The 5614-nt window shown below is 67.8% G+C and carries 7 protein-coding genes; 5 read left to right on the top strand and 2 right to left on the bottom strand.

Annotation, left to right across the window (positions count from 1 at the left end; translation table 11 throughout):
- Positions 1–74: 74 nt before the first annotated feature.
- Complete coding sequence (locus tag BRAS3809_RS21130) at positions 75–347, bottom strand: hypothetical protein (protein ID WP_008964062.1); 273 nt, start codon at positions 345–347, stop codon at positions 75–77.
- 38 nt (positions 348–385) lie between these two features.
- Positions 386–802, bottom strand: coding sequence for a thiol-disulfide oxidoreductase DCC family protein (locus tag BRAS3809_RS21135; RefSeq protein WP_008964063.1), 417 nt, complete (start codon positions 800–802; stop codon positions 386–388).
- 959 nt (positions 803–1761) lie between these two features.
- On the opposite strand from BRAS3809_RS21135, the gene murI reads away from it, so the two are divergent.
- The 5 genes from murI (at position 1762) to rpsD (ending at position 5554) form a co-directional block, all read left to right on the top strand.
- A complete protein-coding gene (gene murI / locus BRAS3809_RS21140) occupies positions 1762–2559 on the top strand; it encodes a glutamate racemase (protein WP_008964064.1) in 798 nt (265 codons plus the stop codon).
- A gap of 13 nt (positions 2560–2572) precedes the next feature.
- Positions 2573–3346: an HpcH/HpaI aldolase family protein gene (locus tag BRAS3809_RS21145; RefSeq protein WP_008964065.1), complete on the top strand. Its 774-nt coding sequence runs from the start codon at positions 2573–2575 to the stop codon at positions 3344–3346.
- A gap of 62 nt (positions 3347–3408) precedes the next feature.
- Positions 3409–3795 carry a cupin domain-containing protein gene (locus BRAS3809_RS21150; protein ID WP_035657428.1) on the top strand — a complete coding sequence of 129 codons (387 nt, stop codon included), beginning with the start codon at positions 3409–3411 and terminating at the stop codon, positions 3793–3795.
- A gap of 97 nt (positions 3796–3892) precedes the next feature.
- Entirely contained in the window at positions 3893–4717 is an 825-nt protein-coding gene (locus tag BRAS3809_RS21155; protein WP_008964067.1) for a hypothetical protein, read from the top strand.
- 219 nt (positions 4718–4936) lie between these two features.
- On the top strand, positions 4937–5554 hold the full coding sequence (rpsD, locus tag BRAS3809_RS21160) for a 30S ribosomal protein S4 (protein ID WP_008964068.1): 618 nt from the start codon (positions 4937–4939) through the stop codon (positions 5552–5554).
- Positions 5555–5614: the final 60 nt, after the last annotated feature.

Here is a 5614-nt window from a genome sequence, read left to right on the forward strand (position 1 = left end):
CGAATGTCTGCCGGCGCGGCGTTATCGTCGTGACACGTCGGACGACGGCGCTGCGCACGGCACCTGCGCACGTCTCACATCAAGGTCGCGATCTCATAGATCAGCACAGCGGCCCCGAGGCAGCGCCGCCAGGGATTGGCGCCGCGCGCGATTTCGTCGACGGCCCAGACCACGAGAGCGGCTTTCACCAGACACTCTAGGTTGGCGCCGGTCCGGCCCGCGGGATGCCAGATCCAGCCCACGACGCTGCCGGCCAGCACGATCCACAGCGCGGGGTTGGGCATCTGCGCGATCGTGATCTCGCCGGTCGCGCGGTCGCGGAAGAACCAGTCCAGAAATCGCGACATCGCACCACCAGGGTTGGTTGGCCGGGCTGAACGCTGCGTCACGCTCCGCCGGTCTGCTGCCGTTCAGCCCGGGCCCCGCGTTGCAGGATGCGTCCGAGGCTGCGCGAGATCAACGGCCGCACGGGAAGAAACAGCCGGTAGCCCAGTTCCAGGACGATCAGCGCGCCCGGCAGCAACGCCGCCCGCGCCGCCCAGCGCCAGCGCGGCAGGCGCCGCCAGACCTCGACGAAGGCCGCGGCGCCCGAGAGCAGCCGCCCGTCCGCGGCGCGTACATGAAACCGCGCCATCGCCTGTTGCCGGGTCAGTCCCGCCGGCGGTTCGGCGCCGGGTTTGGAGACGTCGACGAAACACAGCGCGCCGGCCTGATCCGTGCGGCCGTAATAGCCGATCTCGGCCCGGCACAGCGGACAGGAGCCGTCGAAATAGACGGTCGATGGTGCAGGCTCTGGCTTCACGTGCCCCTCCTCGAAACCACTGGTTCTCTGTCCTCCCTGCCTAAACGCCGCCAGGAGCAGTTTGGGTCTGTGGCCGCCTGAATATCCTGACGTGAGCGTCCTTGGGGCGGCTCCAGCGAAATTGCGCTCCCCAGTCCGATCGTCCATGCGAGCCGGCTTTCTTTCTGCAGAGACGAAATTTTCGTTTTCTTTTTTTCGGAAATCATGCTACACAATCGCATCCCGTCCCACTTGAGGGGCGTGTCGCGATCGTCACGAGCGTTGGGCGCGGGATGCGGTGGGCGTGTCGGGTTGAAGCGTGAGCGATCATGCCGACGAACGATCCGATGCGCACGGTGAAATCGTGTGGTCCTGGCCTCCCGGTGCTGAGGCCAAGCCGGCGTCGCAAGTTGGACGAGCGCGCAAGGCGACGGGGGCAAGACAGCCGGTCCCCGGGGAGAGCACGTATAAGCCGTTCCAACCATCGCGCGGGGAAGGCCGGATGATCCGGCCTGTACCTGTGGTGACTGCCGCCTGCTTTTTTTTGCTGCAGGCGGGCCATGGGTGCGACCGGCACCCGGCCTTCCCCGCGCCCTCATCTTGGAGAGGGCGATGAGATCAGCAACACTCGGACGCGACAGCGGGTGCGAGGATGAGATGCCGTGCCTGCAAACTCCGTCGTCGTCCCGGGCAAGCTGCGACGACGCCACAGCGGCGGCGCGGCGCCGACCCGGGACCCAGACTCCGCGGCGGTCGTGTGGGGCACGCGGGAGCATCCAGTTTTCTCCCCAATGTCCGCCGGTGGTTATGGATCCCGGCGTTCGCCGGGATGACACCGAATGTTTGGGTTGCTGCGGCGGCTCACCGATGCGTGCTTGAACCTTCGCGGCCGCCGCTGGAACACACCGAAACGCCCTGCTCCGCCAAACGCGGCAGAAAAACCGACTGAACCGCCCTGCCCGATCCGGTACACTCGCGACGTGACCCACCGCCCGACGATTCTCGTGTTCGACTCCGGCCTCGGCGGCCTGTCCGTGCTGCGCGAGGTGGTGCGCGCGCGGCCCGATGCGCATTACGTCTATGTCGCCGACGACGCGTTCTTTCCCTATGGCCATCACAGCGAGCCGGCGCTGGTCGCCCGCGTGGTGCCACTGATGGGCGAGCTGATCTCAGCTCACCGGCCGGACCTCGTCGTGATCGCCTGCAACACCGCCTCGGTGCAGACGCTGGCGCCGCTGCGCGCCGCCTACGCCACGCCGTTCGTCGGCACCGTCCCGGCGATCAAGCCGGCCTGCGCCCAGTCCAGGACCAAGCGCGTCTCCGTGCTCGGCACCAAGGCCACCGTGCAGCGCGAATACACCCATGCCCTCATCCGCGACTTCGCGCAGGGTTGCGCCGTGACCTTGGTCGGCTCGCCGGAGCTGGCCTCGCTCGCCGAGGCGGCGCTCAGCGGAACCAGCGTCAGCGACGATGCGATCGCCGTGGAGATCGCGCCCTGCTTCACCGGCGATGCCGGCGATCCCACCGCCCGCACCGACGCGGTGGTGCTGGCCTGCACGCATTATCCGCTGCTGCTCGACCGGCTGCAGCGGCTGGCGCCCTGGCCGGTCGCCTGGATCGATCCTGCGCCCGCGATCGCGCGCCGCGTCGTCGACCTGCTCGGCCCGCAGTCGGGCCGCGTCGATCACGGCGGCGCCACGATGATCTTCACCTCGAACAAGCCGCATCAGCTCAGCCGCGTGCTGACGCCCTATTTCGGCGGCCGCGTGCCGGCCTGACGGAGACCCGACGATGTCCGCGCCCCCCAAGCCGCTCAACCGCCTCAAGCAGGCCTGGCGCGACAGGCGGCCGACCTTCGGCGCCATCGCCACCATCCCGAGCATCCAGACCGTGCGCATCATGGCGCAACAGCTCGACTGGATCATCGTCGACCTCGAGCACGGCCCGATCGACCTCTCCACCGCGCATGCGATGATCACGGCCACGTCGGGCACGCCCTGCGTGCCGCTGGTGCGCATCGCCGCCAACGAGCCGCATCTGGCCAAGGCGCCGATGGATCTCGGCGCCCTCGGCATCAACTTCCCGATGATCACGACCGGCGCGGACGCCGAGAAGGCGGTCCGCAGCGTGCGCTATCCGCCTCGCGGCGACCGGCTCTGGGGCCCGTTCCACGCGCCGTTCCATTGGAACGTCTCGATGGCCGAGTACATGGCGACCGCCGACGACGACATGATCTGCATGGTCACGATCGAGCATGTCGAGGCGGTCGAGCGCATCGACGAGATCATGGCCACCCCCGGCATCGACATCGCCGTCATCGGCCCGGGCGATCTCGCCACCTCGATCAACAAGCGCGGGCTGATCGACGATCCCGAGGTGCAGGCGCTGATGGCCCGCGCCGAGGCCGGCATCCTCAAGTCGGGCGTGCCGATCGGCGGCGTCGCGCGCACCGCCGCGCAGGCCAATGCGATGATCGCGCGCGGCTACCTGGCCCTGGCGCTCGGCTTCGACTGGTCCTTGTTCCAGCGCGGCATTGCCGCAAGCTTCGAGGGGATCAAGCGCTGATTCGGCTGGTTGGTACCGTCACTTCAGGTTCCGAACGAAAACCAAGATTGGGGGAGAAGCTCATGATGAAGAAGACGATTTTCGGCCTGTCGCTGGCCGTGCTCGGGCTCGGCGCAGCACTGGCGCAGCAGCCGGCGATCAAGCGGACGATGCTGAACAAGACCGATTTTCCGGACGGCCATACCATCGTCCAGGCGATCGCGGAGGTCCCGGCCGGCGGCGCCGCGGGCCGGCATACCCACCCGGGTATGGAGACCGCCTACATCCTGGAAGGCGAGGCCGATCTGATCGTCGAGGGCCAGCCCGACCGGCACCTCAAGCCCGGCGACTCGTTCCAGACCCCTGCCGGGGTCGTTCACGACGCCAAGGTCCATGGCGACAAGGGGCTGAAGGTGCTCGGCGTCTATGTGGTCGACAAGACCAAGCCGCTCGCCTCGCCCGCGCCCTAGAGCCGCGCTTCCCTGACCCGGCGGGCGGTGGTAACAGCAGCCGCCGCCGGCAACGGGACCAGGCCAAGCAGAACCGGCGGGAGTGACGGGTTTCAGGATGCGCGGAAAGACCAGGCCGATCTCGCTGCACCGCCGTCTGATCATCGATCTGATGCATGCCTCGCGCGACGTGCCGTTCGTGTCGCTGTCCCGCACCATCCAGATCGGCCCGCTGCTGGAAGCCCGCGCCGCTGCTGCCCGGCCGCCCGGCTTCGCCGCGCTGTTCGTGAAAGCCTTCGCGCTCATCGCCCGCGACGAGCCGGTGCTGCGCACGCTCTACGTCAAATGGCCATGGCCCAGCTTCTACGAGCTGCCGCGCAGCGTCGCGACCGTGACCATCGCCCGGGTCGAGAACGGCGAGGATTGCGTGCTGCCGCAGCGTGTGTCCGGCCCGGAGACCATGACCCTCGCCGAGATCGACGCCATGATCCGCCAGGGCAAGGAGGCGCCGGTCGAGGACGTCGCCATGTTCCGCAAGATCATGCGGGCGACCCGGCTGCCGCTGCCGTTGCGGCGGTTCGCCTGGTGGGTGGGGCTGAGCTTCGGCCGGCAGCGGGCCAACTGGTTCGGCAATTTCTCGGTGACCAGCATCGCGGCCTGCGGCGGCGGCCAGCTGCACGCGCTCAGCCCGGGGCCGTTCATCGTCAATTACGACGTCGTCCGGCCCGACCAGACCATCCCCGTCCTGATCCGCTGGGATCACCGGGTGACCGACGGCGCCATGATCGCGCGGACCGTCATCCGGCTCGAACAGGTGCTGAACGGCGAGATCGCGGCCGAGCTGCGGGCCTGTCCGGCGGCCGGCAGCCCGCCGGCGGAGGTCGAGCGGAGATCCGAGGCGTCGCGACCGAAAATTACCGTCGTCGGGGGGCCAAAGGGGTGATTTGCCGGCCAAGACGGCCATTCCGGTTTGACAAGTCAGCGGTTTCTCCCTTAAGAACCGCCCTGCTCGCGGGCCGCTTTCGGCCCGCGTTGCGTTTCGCGACCCGTGGCCTCGTCCCTTCATGCTTTGGGGATGGGCCTGTCGGTGGACCCGGTTTCCGGGACACACAGGAGGGCGCGTTTCCTCAAACCCGAACGAAAGACGTAGAAAGAGGACGCGATGACTAAGCGCAGTGAGGCGAAGTACAAGATCGATCGCCGCATGGGCCAGAACATCTGGGGCCGCCCGAAGAGCCCCGTCAACCGTCGCGAATACGGCCCGGGCCAGCACGGCCAGCGTCGCAAGGGCAAGCTCTCCGACTTCGGCGTGCAGCTGCGCGCCAAGCAGAAGCTGAAGGGCTATTACGCCAACATCTCCGAGCGCCAGTTCCACGGCATCTATGTCGAGGCCGGCCGTCTCAAGGGCGACACCGGCGAGAACCTGATCGGCCTGCTCGAGCGTCGTCTCGACAGCGTGGTGTTCCGCGCCAAGTTCGTCTCGACCATGTTCGCCGCCCGCCAGTTCATCAACCACGGCCACATCAAGGTGAACGGCCGCAAGGTCAACATCGCGAGCTACCAGGTCAAGCCGGGCGACGTGATCGAGGTCAAGGAAGCCTCCAAGCAGCTCGCCGTGGTGCTCGAAGCCACCCAGCTCGCCGAGCGCGACGTGCCCGACTACATCGAGGCCGACCACTCCAAGATGACCGCGAAGTTCATCCGCATCCCGGCGCTGTCGGACGTGCCGTTCGCGGTGCAGATGGAGCCGCATCTGATCGTCGAGTTCTACTCGCGCTGATCTTGACGGAGCGCCGCTCCGGTCACATCTGATAATCCGAAGGCCCTGGCACGCGCCGGG

The sequence above is a fragment of the Bradyrhizobium sp. STM 3809 genome (assembly GCF_000239795.1).
Lineage (GTDB): Bacteria > Pseudomonadota > Alphaproteobacteria > Rhizobiales > Xanthobacteraceae > Bradyrhizobium.